At 41.9% G+C, this 22,526-nt stretch carries 16 protein-coding genes; 5 read left to right on the forward strand and 11 right to left on the reverse strand.

What is annotated here, in order from left to right; translation table 11 throughout:
* Position 1 precedes the first annotated feature (1 nt).
* From ACP14Y_RS09585 to tpiA, 10 genes are all read right to left on the reverse strand, one after another.
* Complete coding sequence (locus ACP14Y_RS09585; RefSeq protein WP_424962739.1) at positions 2–1,402, reverse strand: aldehyde dehydrogenase family protein; 1,401 nt, start codon at positions 1,400–1,402, stop codon at positions 2–4.
* 62 nt (positions 1,403–1,464) lie between these two features.
* A complete protein-coding gene (locus ACP14Y_RS09590) occupies positions 1,465–3,516 on the reverse strand; it encodes an OmpA family protein (RefSeq protein ID WP_424962740.1) in 2,052 nt (683 codons plus the stop codon).
* A gap of 11 nt (positions 3,517–3,527) precedes the next feature.
* Entirely contained in the window at positions 3,528–4,205 is a 678-nt protein-coding gene (locus ACP14Y_RS09595) for an OmpA family protein (RefSeq protein ID WP_424962741.1), read from the reverse strand.
* A gap of 98 nt (positions 4,206–4,303) precedes the next feature.
* Positions 4,304–5,614: a peptidoglycan DD-metalloendopeptidase family protein gene (locus ACP14Y_RS09600; protein ID WP_424962742.1), complete on the reverse strand. Its 1,311-nt coding sequence runs from the start codon at positions 5,612–5,614 to the stop codon at positions 4,304–4,306.
* Positions 5,615–5,632: 18 nt separating this feature from the next.
* Complete coding sequence (locus tag ACP14Y_RS09605; protein WP_424962743.1) at positions 5,633–7,576, reverse strand: thioredoxin family protein; 1,944 nt, start codon at positions 7,574–7,576, stop codon at positions 5,633–5,635.
* Between the two features lie 58 nt (positions 7,577–7,634).
* Positions 7,635–8,999 carry a dipeptidase gene (locus tag ACP14Y_RS09610; RefSeq protein WP_424962744.1) on the reverse strand — a complete coding sequence of 455 codons (1,365 nt, stop codon included), beginning with the start codon at positions 8,997–8,999 and terminating at the stop codon, positions 7,635–7,637.
* A gap of 69 nt (positions 9,000–9,068) precedes the next feature.
* Positions 9,069–14,006 carry a hypothetical protein gene (locus tag ACP14Y_RS09615; RefSeq protein WP_424962745.1) on the reverse strand — a complete coding sequence of 1,646 codons (4,938 nt, stop codon included), beginning with the start codon at positions 14,004–14,006 and terminating at the stop codon, positions 9,069–9,071.
* Positions 14,007–14,059: 53 nt separating this feature from the next.
* Positions 14,060–14,884: a 50S ribosomal protein L11 methyltransferase gene (prmA, locus tag ACP14Y_RS09620; protein WP_424962746.1), complete on the reverse strand. Its 825-nt coding sequence runs from the start codon at positions 14,882–14,884 to the stop codon at positions 14,060–14,062.
* Positions 14,885–14,926: 42 nt separating this feature from the next.
* Positions 14,927–15,313 carry a GxxExxY protein gene (locus ACP14Y_RS09625; RefSeq protein WP_424962747.1) on the reverse strand — a complete coding sequence of 129 codons (387 nt, stop codon included), beginning with the start codon at positions 15,311–15,313 and terminating at the stop codon, positions 14,927–14,929.
* Positions 15,314–15,355: 42 nt separating this feature from the next.
* Entirely contained in the window at positions 15,356–16,120 is a 765-nt protein-coding gene (tpiA, locus tag ACP14Y_RS09630; RefSeq protein ID WP_424962748.1) for a triose-phosphate isomerase, read from the reverse strand.
* Positions 16,121–16,291: 171 nt separating this feature from the next.
* On the opposite strand from tpiA, the gene ACP14Y_RS09635 reads away from it, so the two are divergent.
* A complete protein-coding gene (locus tag ACP14Y_RS09635) occupies positions 16,292–16,699 on the forward strand; it encodes a TerB family tellurite resistance protein (protein WP_424962749.1) in 408 nt (135 codons plus the stop codon).
* 1 nt (position 16,700) lies between these two features.
* Here the strand turns inward: ACP14Y_RS09635 and uvrA are convergent, their stop codons facing one another.
* Positions 16,701–19,493 (reverse strand): excinuclease ABC subunit UvrA, encoded by a 2,793-nt coding sequence (gene uvrA, locus ACP14Y_RS09640; protein WP_424962750.1) that lies wholly within the window; start codon positions 19,491–19,493, stop codon positions 16,701–16,703.
* A gap of 179 nt (positions 19,494–19,672) precedes the next feature.
* Between uvrA and ACP14Y_RS09645 the strand changes: the two genes are divergently transcribed.
* The 4 genes from ACP14Y_RS09645 (at position 19,673) to ACP14Y_RS09660 (ending at position 22,523) form a co-directional block, all read left to right on the forward strand.
* Positions 19,673–20,272 (forward strand): RNA polymerase sigma factor, encoded by a 600-nt coding sequence (locus tag ACP14Y_RS09645; RefSeq protein WP_424962751.1) that lies wholly within the window; start codon positions 19,673–19,675, stop codon positions 20,270–20,272.
* Positions 20,247–20,477 (forward strand): anti-sigma factor family protein, encoded by a 231-nt coding sequence (locus tag ACP14Y_RS09650; RefSeq protein ID WP_424962752.1) that lies wholly within the window; start codon positions 20,247–20,249, stop codon positions 20,475–20,477. The genes ACP14Y_RS09645 and ACP14Y_RS09650 overlap by 26 nt, the downstream gene beginning before the upstream one ends.
* Positions 20,478–20,579: 102 nt before the next feature.
* Entirely contained in the window at positions 20,580–21,224 is a 645-nt protein-coding gene (gene nth / locus ACP14Y_RS09655) for an endonuclease III (protein ID WP_424962753.1), read from the forward strand.
* Positions 21,225–21,320: 96 nt separating this feature from the next.
* On the forward strand, positions 21,321–22,523 hold the full coding sequence (locus ACP14Y_RS09660; protein ID WP_424962754.1) for a glycosyltransferase family 4 protein: 1,203 nt from the start codon (positions 21,321–21,323) through the stop codon (positions 22,521–22,523).
* The last annotated feature ends 3 nt before the right edge of the window (positions 22,524–22,526 follow it).

The following is a 22,526-nucleotide window of genomic DNA, read 5'->3' on the forward strand; positions in this document are numbered from 1 at the left end:
CTCAAAAATACTTAACCATGAAATCAATCATAAATTTTTTGAAGGCAGAATATGGTGGATAAACCGTCTTTGCCATAGTTAGCCCCGTTCGCTGTTTTACCACCGCCTTTTCATTAGAGAAAGCAATGAAACCGGCATGCCCGTGCGCTTTGCCGATTCCGCTGTTATTTACCCCGCCAATCGGAAGATTAGGGTGTGCGAATTGAAGTACTACATCATTTATGGTCATCATACCTGAGCTGGTACTTTTCTTCACTTTAGAGATGACGGATTTTTTACCAGCAAAAACATATAGCGCAAGCGGTTTTGGTTTTTCATTGATGAAATCAATGACTGAATCCAGATCTGTGTAGGTCATTAATGGTAAAATCGGTCCAAAGATTTCCTCTTCCAACACTCGGGTGTCTTTGCTAACATTTGAAAGGAGAGTCGGAGTAAACCTCAAATTATCACGGTCAGATTTCCCCCCAAATTCAATGTTGGCTCCTTTGTCGATCGCATCAGCCATGAGGTCGTTGATGCGATTATGATGATGGCGGCTGATAATTCCTCCATACGTCTCTTTGTTCCCATATAACTTTTCTGACTGCACCACGAGCTCTTCAATAAGCTTATCCTTTACATCTTCATGCACAAAAAGATAATCAGGAGCAATGCATACCTGCCCTGCGTTTTGCCATTTACCCCACGCGATTTTTTGAGCGGCATCTTTGATGTTAGCTGATTGATCAACAATGGAAGGTGATTTACCACCCAGCTCAAGCGTCACAGAAGCTAGGTGCTTTGCTGCGGCTTCCATTACAATTTTACCCACCTGCGGACTACCAGTAAAAAAGATATGATCAAAGGGAAGGGATAGAAGTTCTTGTGATTCTTTCACCGCTCCTAATACCACACTTACTTCTTTCGGGTTAAAAATGTCCGAACACATTTGGTGGATCAACTCCGAAGTGTTTTCTGAAAACTCGGATGGTTTAATAATGACCGTATTTCCAGCTGCAATGGCAGAAACCAATGGACCAATTGCAAGTTGGAATGGATAGTTCCAGGGAGCGATGATCAGGCATGCTCCCTTTGGCTCGTAAAATGTTTCCGCTTTGGTTCCCAGGTACGTGATACTTGATGCAGCAGGCTTGGGTAGCATCCATCGTTTCAAATTTTTTCTTGCTTTTCTTATTTCAGAAAGTACAACGAAAACTTCTGTAAGGTCGGTTTCTTCGTGTGGTTTTTGCAGATCCTTATGGACAGCTTCATGAATCCCTATTCGGTGCTTCATGATCCAATCTTCTAGCTTCTTGAGCTTGGCCTTTCTTTCGGATAGGCTTGAGTTTCTCTGGTTGATTGAGTGCCTCTTTACTTGCTCAAAAAGATCCCTGATCTGTGACTGTGTTGCTGTATCCATATATTAAAAATAAAAAAAGTCAGCTCGAAAGCTGACTCTTTATACAAATCTCTTTTAGGTCATCATTGAATCTGGAACTCCACCCTTCTGTTTTTCTGTCTGTTTTCAGGGGTGTCATTAGCCACTTTTGGTTGGGACTCACCAAAAGCTTTGTAAGCAAGCCGATCTTCGCTGATGCCATTTTGAAGGAAGTAGTCCATGACGGCTTTTGCCCTACGGCCTGATAAACGCATGTTGTAATTTTCATCACCCACACTGTCTGTATGACCTGAGATGAGAATCTTTTCTATTGTCCCTCTTTTCAGGTAATCGAGTACTCGATTGAGCTCAGGATATGATGCTGTTTTCAGCTCTGCTTTATCAAAATCAAAGAAGATATTTTTTAGTTCAATAGTTTCGCCTTTTTGAATTGGGAAGATTCGAATGAATTTTTCAACCGTGTCAGATTTATCCAGCTCAATAAAATCAAGGCGTTCAGTTTCGGAAATATATCCTTCAGCTTCTCCAACTAAACCATATTGCCAGCCCCCCTGTACAGTAAAATTAAACGTACCTGTTGAGTCTGTGGCCGCATGCCCAATATCTAATCCATCAGGAAGCCGCTCGATAAGTACAGTGGCACCCTCTACAGGCGTTTCGGTTTTAGCATCCAGAACGGTTCCTGAAACTGTAGCAATAATATCTTCTGGTACCAGGTGCTCAACAGATGAAACCAATGGGGATTCTACCTGATCAGAGAACAAGTCCTGAACTTTAAAACTAAAGATGTCTGTGTCCTCTCCTTTTTCTCCTCTGGTAAAGTATAGTTTCTGACCGGTAGCCGGAATGCTGAAATACTCATCGTTTCCTTCACGATTGATCCCAGGACCCAGGTTCTCCGGTTCAGACCATCGTTTCCATGAATCATCCAGTTTGAATGAAACATAGATATCTGCCCCACCATATCCGGAATATCCATCGGAAGAAAAATACAGCGTGCGACCATCTTCTGCCATAAATGGAGATTCATCTTCTCCAGGCGAATTGATATCGTTACCCAAATTCATTGGCTCAGTCCAGGTACCGTCATTTTTCTTGAAGGTCACATAAAGGTCTCTGCCCCCATACGTATCATCCCTTTCTGCAGACATGATCATGGCTTTTCCTTCTGGCGCAAGGAAGAAATCAGCATTGGGTGAGTAGTTGTACTCATTTTCAATTTCTATTGATTCAGGATCAGAAAAAGTATCACCTTGCTTTTTTGACATAGATACTCCGGTGTACATTCTCCCCTTTTTGCCATATCGGTTTCCAAGAATCAATACTTCTTCATCTCCAACCTTGCTGATGGAACTAATGAAGTTAGGTCCTTTGGTGTTTAGAGGAGGCCCAATGTTTCGTGCAGGTAGCCACTCGCCTGTTTCTTCGTCAAGTTCAGACACCCAAATATCTTCAGCATCATTCTCGCCTCCTACATTATCGGGATGAAACTGTCTACTGAAATAGAGTCGCTTTCCATCCGGAGAAATGATTGGGCTGTGCTCCACATAATCACTATTTACATTGGTGCTAAGTTTTTCAGCGTCAACAGAGCTATTTACTCCTTTGGCCAGGTTTAGCAATACATTAATTGGAATGTTAGAGGCAGATACACCAATTGCATCGATCGCATTGTATCCATCTGACACGCTACAGTCCAGCACGATTCGAATTGCCTGAACACCATACGGTGTTTCCTCGAAAAAGAGGTTTAGGAGCCTTGATTCAATAGGGAGCTCTCTTGGAGTCAGTTCAAAGAGTAAATATTCATTATAGTCACTGTCATAACCATATACAGCTTTCACTGCACCAGGATTCTCAGACTCAGCAATCGCAATTTGTTTGGCTTTGATTGGCGTACGAAACTCCACCATGACAAACTCTTCTTTGTTTGTGCTCTTCGGCCTCCAGGCATTGGGGTTGTCTCCGCCTCCCGGCAAGACGTTTGGTCTGTGTAATGTTTGAATGGCAGAATATTCATAAGGCGAATATTCTGAGGAAACATCAATTACTTGTGTGCCCCATGCTACGGTCTCTTGTGCCTCAACAGTACATACTGCCAAAAGGCCAAGGACGATTAGGTAGATTTTTTTCATTGTGTCTAGCTTTAACGACGGATAACTCTTACTTCTACTCTTCTGTTGAGGGCTTTTGCCTCATCAGTTCGATCCTGTGTCACTGGCTGAGTGCCACCAAATGCCTTGGTGAAAATCCTATTTTTCCTCACTTTTTGATCAATCAGATATTCCTGAACAGCTACCACACGGGCTTCTGATAGTCGCATGTTGGCGTCAGGATTTCCGGCAAAATCTGTATGACCTTCCAGTTGAATGACGATTGAAGGGTTCTCGTTCATCCAAGTAGCAAGTTCATTTAGCTCCTGATAAGAGCTGGGTGAGATTTGGTCGCTACCACGAGCGAAAATGAGGTTTTCGAGTTTTCTCAACTCGATAAGGTCTTCTTCAATGTAAAAGTCACGGTTTAGATTTCCCGTCACCTGAATTTCTTCAGTAAATTTTTTAAAGCCTTCTTTTTTTACGGAAAAATTATAGGTCTCTCCTTTGATGAGCTGTATTTGGAAGGAGCCATCTGTTTTGGTGGAGGAAATACCCATATCATCATAATAGGGGAGTTTTTCATACAGGATATTGCCAACTACTGGAGTGGAATCTGCTGCTTTTAGCAGGTTGCCATACACCTGAACCAAAGTATCACTGGAGACTTGGGCGAATGTGGTGGCGGTAAAAGCAAGCGAAAAAATGACAACAGAATAAATTTTTCGCATCTGATTTAAGGATGATTTAGGCCAAAATAACTCAAATAAATGCAAAAACTAAAGAATAATTGTGCGTTTACGCAAACGGATTGGATTTATTGAAGTTTTCAGGGTGTCGGCTTATCCTCAGAATCAGATGGAATCTTAGCGAGAAGTGTTTCCTGTTGCTCATAATCTATCAGATCAAGCACGTTTTTAACTGAATCACTATAGATCTTAAAATCACCAATTTGGCTGTCATCTACTCCGCTTGAGGATGGTAAATCCACTTTTAGCGCATCCACCTGACGACCGTTTTTCCAGAATCTAAAACAAAGGTGAGGTCCATTAGCCAGCCCGGTGCTGCCTACATATCCGATGGTTTGACCTTGTTTTACTATGGTTCCAGGTCTGATGCCCCGAGCAATCTTGGACATGTGTAGATACTGTGTAGTGTAGTTGCTATTATGTTTGATTTTAACATAGTTGCCATTGCCTCCATGGTATCTTGCTTCAAGCACTACTCCATCACCTACTGTTCGAATCGGGGTTCCTGTTGGAGCAGCATAATCAGTTCCGAGGTGAGCTTTATATCTTTTCTGTACCGGATGAAACCTTCTAAGGGAATAGCGGGAGCTGATTCGACTGAAATACTCCAGGGGTGATTTAAGCAACGTTTTTCTAAGGCTCTTACCTTCTTCGTCAAAGAAATCCAACTTTTCACCATTTTGAAAGGGAATGGCATAGTATGGTTTCCCCCAATGCTCAAAATATGCTCCTTTAATACTCTTGATTCCCACCACCTCTCCATCTACGGTCTCCTCATCAAAAATGAGTTTGAATTTGTCGCCTTTTGCAATCCTGAAGAAATCAACCTGCCAGGCAAATACATCTACCATTTGTCCTACCAATAAAGGAGAAGCACCTTTATCAAGTAAGGATTCATATAGCGATGAGTTGATTTCAGCTGCAATTGTTCGCTCTTGCACCTTAACCGGCTTTTTCTGTACGTCGGCAAAAATGGAATCAACCAAATTATAGACTACATACTCCGTAGGGGATGGTTCGAATATAAACTGGCGAGCAGTTTTCAATGAGTCTTTTTCATGAATAATTGAGAACCGAGAACCCGCCTTGAGTTTTCTCACGTCAAAAACTTCTCTTGATCGTTGAGATAAAAGGTGTAGATCCTGGTAGGAAATATTAAATGCAGATAGAATTTCCGATAAATTCTGATTCCACTTTACCAGACCCTCAGTAATTTCAAAAGAGTCAATGGGATATCCATAATGCAATGTTGGCAGGTGAAAAAACGTGGAATCAATGTCAATCTCTTCTACCACTTCTTCCTGCTCTAATAGAGGGACTTTTACATATACAGCTGAAATCAGCGCGATGGTCAGCCCGGTGATTACGAGCCAGATTCTCGTTTTTTTCATGCTATTAGCTTGATGACGCTACAAAACTGTGTCATTTCGGTGGTTTTCCAAGGCATTATCCAGAAAATCAACAAAACCGGTCACGCTCAAATCATACGCTCTGGGTGTGATCAGAAGCTCTTCCTCTTCATTGAGTATGACATAAAATGGCTGAGCATTGTTATTGAAACGGGTAATTTGGAAGTCTGCATTTTGCTGACCAATGGTCTTTTTTAATTTCCCGTCGTAGGTAGAGGTGTACCAGGTATTTTCAGGAAGTTTTGTTCGATCATCCACATATAGAGCAACCAGCACAAAGTTTTCACTTAGTCGTTTCAACACTTCCGGGTCTGACCAGACACGCTGCTCCATTTCTCGACAGTTGACACAACCATGACCTGTAAAGTCAATGAAAAGTGGCTTGTTTTGCTCTTTAGCACAGGCCAATGCCTGCTCATAGTCAAAATAGCCCTGAAGCCCATGTGGCCAATGCAGAATGTTAGTGTACTTAGGGTCTTCACATGTAGTACCACCGGCTTCTTCCTGAAGCAGATTGAAGTTATGGGTTGCCATTGGCGGAAGGAAACCAGAGAGCGATTTTAACGGTGCTCCCCACAAACCGGGAATGAGCGAAATGGTAAAAGTAAAAGTGATTACGCCAAGGATCAGTCGTGTCACCGATATCCTGTCAGAGTCTGTATCGCTCTTCAACTTTAGTTTACCAATGAGGTATAGTCCCAGCAGACCGAAAATGGCGATCCATAAGGCGATAAATACTTCCCGGTCAAGAATGCCCCAATGATAAGCCAGGTCTGCAACACTTAGGAACTTCAACGCAAGAGCCAGCTCCAAAAATCCCAGAACAACTTTTACTGAATTAAGCCAGCCACCGGACTCAGGCATGGATTTTAACCAGGCAGGGAAAATGGCAAACCCTGTGAATGGAATAGCAAAAGCCAGAGAGAAGCCAAACATGGCCATCGTTCCTTCGAGAATGGAACCGCCACTCAATGTATTGATCAAAGCCGTACCGACAATTGGAAAGGTGCACGAAAAGCTCACCAAGACTAGCGTGATAGCCATAAAGAAAATACCGATGAGCCCACCTCGATCTGCTTGTTGATCAATTTTCGTTACCAATGAGGATGGAAGAGTGATCTCAAACAAACCAAAGAACGAAAGGGCGAAAAGGATGAAGACCGAGAATATAATCAGGTTAAATAACCAATGGGTGCTCAACTCGTTTAGTGCTGTGAATCCCCAAATCAAAGAGATCAAAAATCCCAACAAGCTAAAGAAGACAATGATCGAAAGGCCATAGATGAGTGCTTTTCCAATGCCTTCCTTTTTAGACTTGCTTTGTTTTAAGAAAATCGAAACCGTAATTGGGATCATTGGATACACACACGGTGTAAGCAATGCCACCAGCCCAGCCAGGAATGCAGTAATTAAAATCGACCACAGGCTTCCTTCGGTTGCTTCGGGCTCAGCCTTTTTTTTTAAGTCATCTGTTTTACCAGGTGGGTTATTTCCGAAAGAGAATTCGTCTTCAAAAGGTATGCATTTTCCATCTATGTCGGAGCAAACCTGATAGAAATATGTTCCCGATATTTTAAAGTCCTCCTTTAGGATTTTCACTTTTTGAATAAAGAGCCCCTCTTTTTTGAAGTACGTGTACTCACCTTCCCATAAGGAGTCGTACTTCTTCTTTGGGTCAATTGGTTCTATCTCACCGAGCAACTCAAATGTTTCGTTCTTCTCGAAAGTAAACTCGGTAACGAGAGGACCTAAATCTGGATCAAAATCTGAGGAGTACAGATACCAGTCTTTTTCGATTTCGGTCTTAAAACGAACCTCGATCTTATCTCCAGCTTTTGGAGAATCATCAGAAAGTGTGACATTCCATTCGATTGGTTTGAGCACCTGAGTGAAGGCGCTAAAGGCAAGGATTGTTAGAATAAATGAAATGAATATTTTCTTCATGATATCTTAATGACTGCTTTTACATCACCCTCCTCTACGCTCCCCTTCAAAGGGAGATTTATTTTGACATATCTGTGAAAAACTGATAGAAATAGGAAATCGTTTCAATGCCACGATAATAGTTAAATAGCCCATAACTTTCATTGGGAGAGTGAATGGCATCTTCATTCAGTCCGAATCCCATCAATATTGAATCCAATCCGAGCTCTTCCTTGAACAACGCAACAATTGGAATACTTCCTCCTTCACGTGTTGGAATTGGGTCTTTTCCCCACGATTTTGCCATGGCCTTCACCGCCGCTTTATATCCTATTGAATCCGTTGGAGTTACTGCTGGCTCTCCGCCATGATGTGGAGTCACTTTAACCTTTACAGATTTTGGAGCAATGCTTTCGAAGTGATCGGCAAACAACTTTGTGATCTCATCACTTGACTGATCAGGAACCAAACGCATAGAGATTTTAGCATTGGCCTTAGATGGAAGGACCGTTTTAGCTCCTTCACCAATATATCCTCCCCAAATCCCATTCACATCTAATGTGGGCCGGATACCTGTTCGCTCAATGGTGGTGTATCCTTCTTCACCTTTTACCTCTTCTATATCCAGATCTTTTTTGAATTTTTCCAGCTCAAATGGAGCTTCTGCCATTTTAGCTCTGTATTCATCAGATAGCTCCTGCACCTTGTCATAAAAGCCGGGAATGGTAATTCTTCCTTTTTCATCCTGTAGTGAGGCGATCATTTCGCAAAGAATATTGATTGGATTGGCTACAGCACCACCATACACTCCTGAGTGAAGGTCTCGATTAGGTCCGGTTACTTCCACCTCTACATAGCTAAGCCCTTTGAGGCCAACATTGATTGAAGGCGTATCATTGCTGATCATTGCCGTGTCTGATATCAGGATAACATCCGCAGCTAATTTTTCACGATTTTCTTTAACAAAAACCTCCAGGTTTTCAGATCCGACCTCTTCTTCTCCTTCAATCATAAACTTAACATTGCAAGGAAGGCTATCGGTTTTGATCAAGGCTTCATATGCTTTCACGTGCATGTACATCTGTCCTTTATCATCGGCAGAGCCACGCGCATAGATTTTTTCATTTTTTATGACTGGCTCAAATGGAGGAGAGTCCCACAGCTCATATGGATCAGCAGGCTGAACATCATAATGGCCATAGACAAGCACAGTTGGGAGGCTGGGGTCTTTGATATGCTCTGCGTAAACGATTGGGTAGCCAGCTGTTTCGCAGACTTCAACATGAGTGTCAAGTTCCTCAAAACGAGTTTTTAAGTATTCTGCCGCTTTTATCACATCCCCTGAAAATTTGGAATCAGCACTTACCGATGGAATTCGAAGCAGGTCTAAAAGCTCGTTTAGAAATTGTTCTTTGTGTTCTTCAATGTATGAAATGGCACTCATGATGATTGTAATTTTTTGGCAAACTTAACTCAGGATGAGAAGCTCTACACGAAATAGCTGTGATAAGGTTTAATCAAAGCCAAAACCATCGTCTTCATCTTCCTCGATGGTGTCGAAGTTTTCATCTTCCACATTGATTTCATCTGGAGACACCAGGTTGTAAGGCTCCTCTATCCCGAAGTATTTTTTTCTGAAGTCATTAATAAAACCAAGCGTCTCATTTGTGTCCCCTACAGCAACGATGAGTTCACCGGGCTTGGAGTTCTCAACATTCGATTTAGACTTTATAAGCTCATTAAATTCTGAGTTAGAAGAGTATAAAATGAGCTGGTTGAAGGTATATCCGATATAGTACCAAATACCTGGTGCAGCCTGAATGAATAAGTTCACTACTTCTGCCCCAGACTCATCTTTTTTGATTTCTAAAAATCCATCAAGCTTAGCATTGAGATCATTTTGATAAATGTTCGATATGGCTAGTTTGGTTGTGTTATGCCAGGCTTTTTGGCTACCATCCCATTTCATTTTCACACCTGAAATTAGCAGCTGGCGTTCTAGTTCACGCGAAACAGAAGCCAGTGCTGTGTAGTCTTTTAAGCTGGATTGCTCATACTCTTTGGCGGTGGCATCATTCGTAAAGTTTGCCAGTTTGTAAAGCATTTCCAGGGAGATATCGTTGGCCAAAGGCGGACCAATTCTCTCTATGATATCGGTAAGGTCCTGAGCCATAATTTCAAACGCTCCATTGGGAACCGGGAACTCCATCCCAAACATTGCGTCAGCAGTGTATTCGTTTTTTTCCACATCTCCCACTCCCAGAACAGAGGCATCAACAGTAATTTGATCATTAAGCGGGCTGATGAAGTTGGCTATGCCCTCAAAGACAAAGGATTTTAACGTGTCCGTATAAAGCATCGAATGTCCCTGGTAAGAAGATCCATCCGTTTTTGCCGGATTTTCTATACGGTACGTTTTGATAGAGTCGACATATGAAAGCGTTCCACTAGCCGTGAAGAAATCAGGATCCGAAGTGCTTTCTTTAGATTCTACGAATGTAGTATATAGTTCATCTCGTATGCTACTGTGGATACCAGCATAGGCTTTTTCGCCACCCTCTAAAAGGGCGTTATCGAATAGAAGCCGAACATCTCTTTCTCCTTCGGTCCGTTTAAACTGCACCCAATAATCGTATTCAGGATCTGCCAGGTCAAGCTTAATAAGACCATCCAATTCGAGCGCTGGCTTTGAGGCGTACATGATTACTGAGCCTTTGTAATAAAATCCAGGAGAGATAATTACGTTTTGGTTTTCTAGCACTTCACCTCCGGATACTGTCATCAACCGGCTTTCATAATTCCCTCTTCTGTCAGGCTCACCCACAGGAATTTCTTGTAGCTCAAAGCTATCGAACCGGATATCAAAGGTATCAGTACCAACGATCTGCTGATAGAAGGCATTACCTTCAAATTTATTCCTTGATATTACGCGAATATTTGCTCTATCCAGATAATGATATCCGTTCAGTGTATCGATAATAATTTCTGCGTTGTTAAAGGGCTGAAGAACGGAATTTGCAAGAATGGTTGTTTCATTCCCTTCGGGGATAATCTTGGAATCTGCTACAATGATGTAAGGAATACCCTGAACATTTAGCTCTTGCGTATTGATGTCGTAAACAGCTTTTTCTGCATTAAAAGCTAATGAGTCCAGATCTTCTCGTGTGGTAAAAAAGTAAGAATCCTCTATCGGAATGTTTTCTGGTTTGGTCATTGTCACAACTGAATCCTCCAAATCCCAGACTGCTTCAGTGATGGAGGTTTTCATTTGTGCATAAGGAAAAGAAATAGCAGCGACACCTACACGCTCCGGACGAATAGTTGCAGTGTTGTTCGTTAGATCAAAATCAAGCCGAATGTCGTCACCAGCCATCGCCGGCTTATTTGGGTCATCAGTTAACACTTCAAATTGCGCATGTCTTGCGCCGTATTCAAGTTCTTTAAAGCTCAGTTCCTGAGAAACTGCTCTTGACCCCCGCGTTAGCATTGTACCCCCGCCATAAACACCATTTGTAGTAATGTTTGCAAAGCCTTCAAGCTCAGCGGTAGAATTATAAAACTTAAACGGTTCACCAACAGTCCGGAGATACATACTGTCTTTTCGTGGTAGCCAATACATATCATAAGCTCCAAGCACTGCTTCAGGGTAGCTTGCTCCTTTATAGTTTCCGGGAGAGATCACCCCACCCGACCCGTCTGTTGTCACTGAGTCAGGGTAGTAAATAAAATCATCGGAATAAATGGTGGTGGTAAGAAAGTCAATTTGTCCATAGCCTCGCATTCCTTTATTGCTCAAACGAATTTCTTCGTAGGTTTTGGCTTCCGTTCCATACAGGTTGTAACCTTCTTCAGGAATCTGATGTATGAAACCAAGTGATCTATCTTCCTGAATGTGTAGGGTTTCCGGGAATGTTGGGAATATACCCCCTGAATTGAAGGTACCTTCAAAGCTGATGCTTTCACCATCCTCACGCTCAATACTATCCACCTCAAACGGTGGAATGATGAATCGTACAGACTTATCATAGGCCCCATTTAGTACTTCTTTTCCATCAAAATAAACAATGGCTTCACTGTCTGAATTGAAATACGGGTAGCGCCTGTTTTCTTTCACGCCAGATTTGTTGTCGCTACTATTGATGTGAAGCGTACCGGAGGTTTCCGTTAGTTCATTTTTTAATGCTACCTGTTCAAATCCTGCATCTGCTTTGGTGGTGTCTCTTAGAGGTACGGTGAGTTTCATCGAATCAATTTGTGGCATATTGATGATGAATTCTTCATAATCAAACTGATGGCCAGAGCCTTTGTACTTGAAGTCTCCGGCATTCACCAAACCGTCAAACTCAAGATTTCTTCCTTTCAGTAGTGTTACAGTACTGTCTATTGGCTCTGCATATATTTTAAAATCGGTAGTGAGGTAGAATCGACGCACGCCTCTTACCTTAAGCTGGCCACTATCCAGAACGATGTGTGCATTGGATCCATTTTTGATTTTGGAAGGAATCATCAGGTTGTCAAAATCAATTTTTTCGGCAGATGCATCATAATACTTAAAAGCTTTCGGATGAAGTTTCAGCTTCCCTGTGGTGGCGTTGTAATCGGCGAATCCGTATTGAGAAAGCACTTTTCCAGCCGCTTTTGCAAAATTTTCATTGATGCCATATTCCAGTGCCAGTTCACCTACATAAAATTCTTCCAGGTTGTATTTGCGTGAATAGAAAACAGCGGCGTTTATTGGATGAAAGTCCAGGAACCGCCCCATTTTCCGGTAGCGAATCATGTTGAAGAAGTCTTCTGATTCGAATGAAGCCGGGAGAAGGTCTTTTCCATTCATCACCTCCAAAGCAATGGAATCATCCCCCATCTTCCAGGTGATTAGGTCCACATTCATTGTCAGGTCAAAGTAGGAAGATTTATATGGGGTTAATGTAGAGTTACGAAGCACCATCAATTCTTTGGTCAGCACATCGTACTTCGCTCTGACAGACGTGTGATAAATGGAGTCACTTCCATGAAGAATAGTCATCGAACCACCATTCATAGAAACCAGTGAATCTCCCAACAAAAACTCACTGGATTTTAGTACTACCGTATTCCCTTTTCCGTCAAGGATCTTAAGTGTGCCGGGTTCACGAGAGACCGCTTTTCCAAATAGTTGATTGCCCCTAAGCTGTATACCACCTGTATAGCTGAGCTTATCATCGGTAAGCTTAACTGTATGATTTGCATTGTTTGAGGTAAAAATCGGATACTTGGAAAGAGCTCTTTTCGGTCGATTGACACTGTTGTATTCAAAAACACCTTCAATTTGACCTCCTGTGAGTTCATCGAACTGAAGGGTGGCATTTGGAGTCCAGAATTCTGGCCGATCTTTTTTGAGGTGAAATTCTTTCAGCTGAACTACCGCTCCTCGAAACTTAGTGTTTTGTCCAGGCCATTCCAGAGATCCTTGCTCTGCAGTTAGCGTTCTATTCTGGAGTAAGAATGAACCATTCACACTTTTAATTCGGAGCGAGTCAAAAGGTGTGGCCATCGCGATTCTCGTATTTGTTAGTTCAATAACAGGTCCTTCTGGTTCCGGGTGAACATACTGGTACTGCTTAAGTGTTAGATAATCTGGAATAGCTGGTGCGTAGCTTGGCCTTACTGCCTTTGGTTCTTCGTAGGCTGGCTCTTCTTCCACACTTCCCCACGAATCGTTTCCCCAGCTATCGTCATTCCCCCAAGAGTCGTTTCCCCATGAATCATCACTGTCACCCCACGAATCATCCCCCCATGAATCGTCAGAATCACCCCAGCTATCATCATTGCCCCAGCTATCGTTGGAGTTGTCCCACGAATCATTTCCCCAAGAGTCTGCAGGCTCATCCTCAATTACCGGCATGGTTTCTTCTGTAATCAGCTCTGCGGTATCATTCTCAATAACTTCCTCCTGAAAAGGCTGTACGTCAACGTATTCATCCAGCAGCTTGAACTCGTAGCTTCCGTCCAGTGCCTGTACGGAAAGGGTTTTATCCAGACTCAAATATTTTCGGGCGAAATAGATGTTTAACCCAAAAAGAAACTCTTTGTATTGCGATTTGGATAATGTACGAACAACTTGCTCATTGATTTCCAGTACCTTATCAAGCTGATCTCTTTGCAGGTTTTCCTGCGAAACCGAATAGGCCAGATAGGTGAAGTAATGATAGAAATAAGGATAAAACTGATATCCTTTTTGCTGCATCGTGAGTGCAATCTGGTGTGCCTTGGTTTGCTGAGCATCGGTGAACTTGCCATCCCAGGCATTTTGAAAGTCAAACGCAATTTTATTTGCAGATTCCGTTCCGATGGATTTGAGTTTGGCAATAGCCTGCACCCGAAATTCCGTTTTGTCATCGGAATATCGCTGTGCATGTGCTGACATAATTACTAGCACAAATGCTACTACAGAAACTAAAAGTGAGCGCATCAAGCGTTAAAGATATTTATAAGTCCCCACTGTACCGTAAATAAACGTTGGTTTTAGACGGAGCGTTTTTCTAAGGCGAGCATCGCCCACTTATCTCTGGTGGTTGAATGAATTTTGTATAGCCCATTTTTCATCGCTTCGCTTTCCAAATCGGAAATATCAGATTCATAAAAACCGCTGAGAATAAGCTGACCATCCAACTTTAGTCTTCTGGCATAATCACCTATTTGATCCAAGAGTACATTTTTATTGATGTTGGCGATGACAATATCGAAATCTGCTTGCTTTACTTTATCAATTTCACCCTTGATCAACTCCACGCCTTTCACATTATTCAACGCAAAATTCTCTTCACTATTTTCGATACACCAGTCATCTATGTCTGTGGCTACTATTTTAATAGCTCCACGCTTTGCAGCCATGATCGCAAGAATGCCTGTCCCGGTCCCAACATCCAAGACTTTTTTCTCCTGATGATCCAGCTCCATCTGGTAGTCTAATACCTGGTAGGTAGTGGCGTGATGTCCTGTACCAAACGACATTTTAGGTGTGACAATGATTTCGTATTCAAACTCAGGCTTTGGCTCGTGAAATGATGCACGAACGATGCACCGGTTTTCTACGATTATAGGGTTATAGTTTTTTTCCCACTCCTCATTCCAGTTGATCTTCTCTTGTTCTTTAACCGTGTAAGAAACCTTTGAAAACTGCTTGAATAAGACCTCAACCTTCTTTTCATCAAATTGAGATTGTTCACAGCTCCCCTCAAATCCATCATCAAATTCCTGGAAGGAGTCAAAACCTGCTTCAAACAGCTCCGCGATGAGCACATCTGTGAGCGCTGAGTCACACGTTACTTTGATGGTGATGAAGTCCATAACTATTTAACCACTAAGTACACGGAGATTACACAAAAGTTTCTAAGTATCGATTTTTCCATTAATAACTCTTTTCACCCCGTTCTTCAGAAGGGAAACATTAAAATTGATAAGAAGTCCAAGTTTACAGTTTGAAAGCTTTAGGTAGGTCAAGATTTGAGCTAAATGTACATCGTTAAGAGCTTCTACAGATTTAATTTCTACGATGAATTTATTTTCAACCATTAAATCTACCCTGTAGCCCACTTCAAGCTTTATCTCTTCATATATTAACGGAAGAGCTTTCTGCTTTTCAACTGTCAATTGATTTCGCAGCAGCTCGTAGTACAAGCACTCTTCATAGGAGCTTTCTAATAACCCAGGCCCAAGTGCTCTGTGTACTTTAAGAGCACTATCAAAAACAACCTTGGCTATTTGATTTTCAGTCATAGTGAACTTTGAGCAATCCTTGAGGTCTTCGTGGTTTTTACTTTAGTCGAATGCTTTTACTATGTTGGTAAAGTCGCGTGACTTTAAGCTCGCCCCGCCAATCAAACCACCATCTACATCAGGCTGAGAAAAAATTTCTTTTGCATTTTCTGGCTTGACACTTCCTCCATAAAGAATGGAAATGGAGTCTGCTGTTTCCTGAGAATATTTCTTCGCTATTTGTTCCCGAATGAACGCATGCATTTCCTGAGCCTGTTCGGCTGAAGCAGTTTTTCCGGTTCCTATAGCCCATACAGGCTCATACGCGATCACCACTTTTTTGATTTGATCTTCGGAAAGCCCAAACAATGCTTTTTCAATCTGCATACTGACCAAATCTTCATGTTTGCCAGCTTCACGGACTTCCAGCTTTTCTCCACAACAGAAAATAGGTGTCAGATTATTTTCCAATGCAAAGCTTACTTTCTCTGCAAGCAGCTCATCGGTTTCATGGAAATATTCACGTCTTTCGCTATGACCGAGAATAACATACGTAGCACCAACTGAGACCAGCATAGCCGCGGACACTTCGCCAGTAAACGCCCCGCTTTGGTTTTGATGACAATTCTGAGCACCAAGAAAGATGTTTTCACTTGACCCTATTAGGCTATGGATTCCGGTCAGATGGATAAAAGGTGGTATCAGGATTACATCTGCATCATTGTTCAATTCATCTTCTACCATGTGGATGACCTCTGATGCCAGCTTTTTGCCCTCTGGCAAGGTGCAATTCATTTTCCAGTTTCCTGCTACAATTTTTTTTCTCATGCCCGCTGTAAGTTTTTAGATTGCAATGATACTAATGGAGCGTCATTAACACATTTAGAATGGATCTTTTTAACTCATAGATAGAAAAGTCTTTTTCATCGATTAGTCAATTATTGATAGGTACGAATCAATCGTTTCTTAACATCTTGAAATTGTAAAAGGCAGTGATTCATGAAAGATGTAGTAAAGTTCAGAGCGTTAGTAGGGATAGCTCAAGCGGATGGAGAGTTTGATAGCTCTGAGAAGGAATTTATTCGGCACTTAGCGGAACTTGAGGGGTTATCGATGAAAGATCTAAAAGAACTTCTTCAAAATGCGGGTAAAACCGGAAGCTTGATTAAAGACCTGAACTTTGATGAGAGAGTGGATATTCTCGTTTACATGGTCAAACTTATGAAAATTGACGGGAAGGTTTTGTTAAGTGAAATTAAGTTCAGTGAGAAGGTCGCAAATGCTCTAGGTTTCGAAGAAAAAGCCATTGGATTCCTTTCAGGAATAATTGAGAGCAACCCTAACGACACACCCAATATCGGAAGTATCAATCATAGAATGAGGAAGTATTTAATTGACACTGAGTAGCCTACAGCTTCTCTTTTAAATACTGGGCGGTATAGTTGTCCTTCAGTTTCACTAAATCTTCAGGCAGCCCGGCAAAGCAAACATTACCCCCTTCTTCGCCACCCTCTGGGCCCAGGTCAATAATCCAGTCAGCATTCTTAATCACCTCGGTGTTGTGTTCAATGATAACTACCGAGTTGCCACCATCGACCAAAGCATTGATGGCATCTAGTAATTTTTTAATGTCATGAAAATGGAGACCGGTCGTAGGCTCATCAAAAATGAATAAGATGTGATCGGTATTGTTGGTCTTGCTTCCTTTTGACAAGAAGGAGGCAAGCTTAACACGCTGTGCTTCTCCACCACTTAAAGAGTTGGAACCCTGGCCGAGTTTGACGTATCCCAGACCCACATCAAAAAGCGGCTGAAGTTTATTCGTAATTGCATTGTTTCCCTCAAAGAACTCAAGCGCCTGCTGTACGGAAAGGTCAAGTATATCCGCGATGTTTTTATCATTGTATTTGACCTCCAGAATTTCTTTTTTGAATCGTTTTCCTCCACAGTTTTCACAGGTGAGGTGGAGGTCCGCCATAAACTGCATCTCGATTTTTACCGTGCCCTCACCCTCACACACTTCGCAACGTCCACCGTCAACATTAAAAGAGAAATGTGCTGGTTTGAAATTGTTCGTTTTTGAAAGTGGTCGATCAGAAAAAAGCTGACGGATGGCGTCATAGGCTTTTACATAAGTGACCGGGTTGGATCGCGAACTTTTTCCAATCGGATTCTGATCCACAAATTCAACTTGTGTAATTTTTTTATAATTACCGGTCAGGTTAGTAAATTTCCCAGAAGCCTCCCCGATCTGTCCAAGCTGTTTCCCAATAGCGGGATGCAAGATTTTTCTGACTAAAGTGGATTTACCAGAACCACTTACACCCGTAACAACTGTCAGTACACCGAGGGGTACTTCAACATCAATATTCTTGAGATTATTTTCTCTGGCGCCCTCAATTTGAACGGAAGATCGCCATGGTCTTCTTCGTTCCGGGACAGGAATGGTTTCTTTTCCCTGCAAATATTTCGAAGTGTAAGAATTGGTCTCCCCATTCATTTCGGAGGTCTTACCTTGAAAAACCAGCTCTCCTCCAAACACACCTGCATCAGGTCCAATGTCAATTATCTGATCAGCAGCTTCCATAACCTTTTCCTCATGTTCTACTACGATCACCGTGTTTCCAACATCGCGTAATGTTTTCAGCACATCGATTAATCGGTCGGTATCTCTTGGATGAAGACCAATGCTCGGTTCATCTAAAATATACATGGAGCCAACAAGTGCACTACCTAGAGAAGTTGCCAATTTGATCCGCTGAAACTCTCCCCCAGAGAGTGTGTTGGTAAGCCTGTTCAATGTCAAATATCCTAGCCCTACCTGGTCTAGATACGAAAGTCGATTCTTGATCTCTTCAAGAATGCGCTTCGCGACCTTTTCGTCGTGCTTGCTCAGTTTAATGGAGTCGAAAAATGGGCGTAATTTTTTTACGGGCATCAACACCAAATCCGTGATTGAGTGATCATCAACCTTCACATAGCTCGCGTCCTTTCTTAGCTTGGTTCCCCTACAATCCGGGCAGGTGGTTTTTCCCCGGTAGCGTGAGAGCATGACCCGATATTGGATTTTGTGAAGCTTGGATTCCAGATGTGAGAAGAATTTATCCAGCCCGTCAAAGTACTCATTGCCCTTCCATAAGAGATCGTATTCTTCCTGAGTCAATTCTGCTATTGGGCGATGGATTGGGAAATCAAAGCGGATGCCATCCCGCAACAAAGGCTCGGCCCACTTCTTCATGGTTTCCCCTTTCCATGGTGCTATAGCTCCTTCGTAAACCGATAAGTTTCTATCGGGAATCACCAAATCCGGATCGATTCCTAATACCCTTCCAAACCCCTCGCATTTTCTGCAGGCACCATAAGGATTATTGAAGCTGAAGAAATTAACAGAAGGCTCTTCGAACCTGATTCCATCCAGTTCAAATCGATCTGAAAAATTCTTCTTTCCTTTCCCAACGATCGTTACAAAACAATCTCCTTCTCCTTCAAAAAACGCAGTTTGTACCGAATCAGCTAATCGAAACTGAGTCGCTTCATCGTTTTGAACCACTGCACGATCAATCAAGATTTCAATGGCATCTTTGGGCTTTTCTTTATTTTTCAGGACATCCTCAATAAAAGCCACTTCATCACCAATCATGATACGGGTATATCCCTTGCTCATCAGGATTTCAAGCTCTTTGGTAAGAGATCGCTTTTCCTTCTGCTTTAAAGGAGTGGTAATCATCAGCTTTGACCCTTCATCATGGGAAAGAATGTAGTTGACCACATCGGTGACGGTATCTTTTTTTACTTCCTTTCCGGAAACCGGAGAAATGGTTTTACCGATTCTGGCAAAAAGCAACTTAAGGTAATCGTAAATCTCTGTTGTTGTCCCAACAGTTGATCGAGGGTTTCTGGAAGATACTTTTTGCTCAATAGCGATTGCAGGAGCGACTCCTTTAATGTAATCGACCTCAGGCTTCTCCATTCGGCCTAAGAACTGTCGAGCGTAAGAGCTTAAGCTTTCTACATACTTCCTTTGACCCTCCGCAAAAAGGGTGTCAAAAGCAAGAGATGATTTGCCTGAACCTGATAATCCGGTGATCACTACTAATTGATCACGTGGAATCGCCACATCAAGGTTTTTCAGGTTATTCACCCGTGCTCCTTTAATCAGGATGTATTCTTTGGGGTCTAAATTGTCAATTTTTCCAACCATTTTAGGGGTGTGCCTGTCTATGAAACACTAACAATAGGATTCGGTTCGAGTGGCGCAAAAATAAGGTGCAGACTTTTCCGAGTTGTTGAAATTTTATATTCTTGTCCGCTTAAATTATTTTCTAACCCTAAACCCTACAATATGATATAGACCTCTACGTTAACAAACAGGTGAATTACATGAATAAGACAAGTTTGAACGATAGCGAATTGCTATCCCGCTATATCGGCGGAAACGAAGAGGCATTTGAGGAACTCCTCAATCGTCATAAAGACAGGGTTTTTACAACGATCTATTTAATAGTAAAAGATAGGTACACTGCGGAAGATCTCATGCAGGAGGTTTTTATTAAGGCTATTCGTACCATCAAATCCGGCAGGTATAATGAGGAAGGTAAATTCCTCCCATGGATTCTGAGAATCGCTCATAACCTGTCCATAGACCACTTTAGGAAAGCCAAGCGATATCCAATGATCGTGATGGAGGATGGCAGCAGCGTGTTTAATACGCTCGATTTTTCTGAGTCGTCCATTGAAGAAGAACATATCAAACAAGATACCTACAACCTTCTAAAAGCCTACATCAAAGATTTACCGGACTCACAGCGTGAGGTGTTGGTTATGCGACACTACATGAAGATGAGTTTTCAGGAAATCGCTGATGCGACAGATGTAAGTATCAATACGGCGCTAGGAAGGATGAGGTATGCTTTGATAAACTTGAGAAAAAAGTTTGAGCAAACCCAAAACGCGTATGACAAAAACCTTTACAGAAGATGATTTAGTAAGATTTCTATACGACGAGCTAAATGAGGACGAGCGATTGGAGATGAAAGAATCGCTGTGTGCTGACATGGAACTCCGATCAAGATTGGATGAATTGGAAGAAGCAAAGTCTGCTTTGGATGCTGTGACATTTAAAGCACCGAGTGATGTTGTTTCCAGAATTCTTTATGCATCGAAAAACCTTACGGTTAGTAGTTAGCTCAAAAACTAGATTGTAGACCCTGAAACAAGTTCAGGGTGACTCTAAAAAAATAGAGGTCATGCTGAACTCGTTTCAGCATCTATATTCTAATTTTAGGCGATGACCAAGAAGGAGCGGTACGAAGCATTCGTCAAATATTTTTCAGAATCTTATCCCCAACCGGAAACCGAGTTGCAATACTCGAATCCGTTTGAGCTACTTGTAGCAGTGGTGCTTAGCGCCCAGTGCACAGATGCAAGGATCAATAAAGTTACGCCTGCCTTGTTTCGAGACTTTCCAACTCCCGAGCATATGGCAGCCAGCCACTTTGATGAATTGTTCCCATACATCCGCAGTGTGTCTTATCCGAATAACAAGACCAAGCACCTGCTCACCTTGAGTAAAAAGCTGGTTGAGGAATTCAATTCTGAAATCCCAACAACCATTAAAGAGCTAACCTCACTTCAGGGGGTAGGTAGAAAAACAGCTAATGTGATTGTGTCAGTGCTTTACAATCAACCGGCTATGGCTGTGGATACACATGTGTTTCGAGTGTCCAAAAGACTGGGACTGGTAACCCAAAAAGCCAAAACCCCTTTGGAAGTAGAAAAGCAGCTAGTCAAACACATTCCTGAGGAATATATTTCCCGAGCGCATCATTGGTTGATCTTACACGGACGTTATACCTGTCTTGCTCGAAAACCTCAGTGTGAAAAATGTGAGATCACACATTTCTGTAAATACTTTGAGAAAAATTTTATTTAACATCTCTATGTTTTTGTAGTAGTTGCCGATACTAAAGTTGTTTTCCTCGAAAGAGGAATTGATTTTAATAAGGAAGGCTGCATCTTTAAGGCAAGGATGAAAATTCTATACGTCCATCAGTATTTCAAAACTCCTGAGGAGGGAGGATCAATAAGGTCTTATTATCTGGCCAAAGGATTGGTAGATGCAGGTCATGAAGTGACTATGATCACCGCACACAATGCTGCTCATGAGGTAAAAAAAATAGATGGTATTGAAGTTCACTATCTACCAGTGGTCTATGATAATAGCTTTGGGTTTATTCAAAGACTATGGTCTTTTTATCTGTTTGTTCGTTTTGCCAAAAAAGAAGTTAAAAAGCTGTCGAAACATGATCTGGCATATGTGATGACCACTCCGCTGACAACAGGGTTTATTGCTACCTATTTAAAAAAAGAGTTAAATCTACCTTACTATTTTGAGGTGGGAGACTTGTGGCCAGAGGCACCCGTTCAGATGGGGGTAATTAAAAACAGGTGGTTAAAAAAATGGCTTTATTCTCTTGAAAAAAGATTCTACTTTGAAGCAGAAAAAGTGATTGCACTCTCTCCTGCGATCAGAAATTATATAGAAAAGGTGAGCCCCAATACTAAAGTGTATGTGATACCAAATATGGCGGACAGTTCATTTTTTGAGGCTAATTATAGTGTTGGAGATTTCAGTGAGAATAACCAATTTCAGATAACCTATTGTGGTGCGCTAGGAAAAGCGAATCATCTGGAATACTTAATAGATGCAGCAAAGCAATGTGTAGAAGAGAGCTTGCCTGTGCATTTTAATATCATAGGGTATGGATCTGAGTTGAGTCGCTTGAAAGGGCTGGCCAAAAGATTAAGGAATGTCTCTTTTTATCCCCATTCCAGTAAGCATTGTGTAAAGAACCTGCTTGCTAAAAGCGATGCGGTTTATGTGTCTTTTAAGGACGTAAAAGTGTTGGGCACAGGGAGCCCTAATAAACTTTTTGATTCTTTAGCATCCGGCAAGCTGACGATCATAAATTTTGATGGGTGGATTAAGAATCTAATCCGTAAAAATAAATGCGGGTTTCACCACAATCCATATTCTAAAACCGAATTTGTTAGGAAATTGAAAGTCTTTTTAGCGTCTCCGGAATTACTAGCCGGATATCAACGTAATGGCAGAAAGCTTGCCGAGCTGTACTACGATAAGGATATTCAAATCACGAAACTCCTTAAAATCCTGAACAATGAGTACAAATTTGAGGTGACGGATTCGGAGGTTTACATTTTGACGGCATAACCC

Source organism: Ekhidna sp. (assembly GCF_965247405.1).
Classification (GTDB): domain Bacteria; phylum Bacteroidota; class Bacteroidia; order Cytophagales; family Cyclobacteriaceae; genus Ekhidna.